The sequence below is a fragment of the Rhizohabitans arisaemae genome (genome assembly GCF_025996515.1).
Lineage (GTDB): Bacteria > Actinomycetota > Actinomycetes > Streptosporangiales > Streptosporangiaceae > Rhizohabitans > Rhizohabitans arisaemae.
In genome coordinates this window covers 1-233 of record NZ_BLRH01000064.1, presented here as the reverse complement: position 1 = coordinate 233, position 233 = coordinate 1, and the positions used below count along the sequence as shown (strand labels likewise).

Here is a 233-nt window from a genome sequence, read left to right as displayed (position 1 = left end):
CCGTCCGTGGTCGCCCAGGCGATCGCCGGCTCGACCAGGCGCCGTCCCAAGGGCGGTTACAACGTCGACGTCGGCTTCGGGGTGGTGAACCCCGAGGGCGCGCTGCGGAAGGCCGGGGAGTTCGCGGCGCACGCGCAGGCCGCGACCCCCGGCGGTGCGGTGATCGACACCGCGGGCTATTTCGGGGGCGGCCCCGGGAGCCAGAAAATCAACGCGATCCAGCACGAAACGAC

General features: G+C 72.5%; 1 pseudogene. It reads left to right on the top strand.

The features are described from left to right. Positions 1-233 (top strand): annotated as a pseudogene (locus RUR_RS36690) (hypothetical protein); the annotation flags it as partial.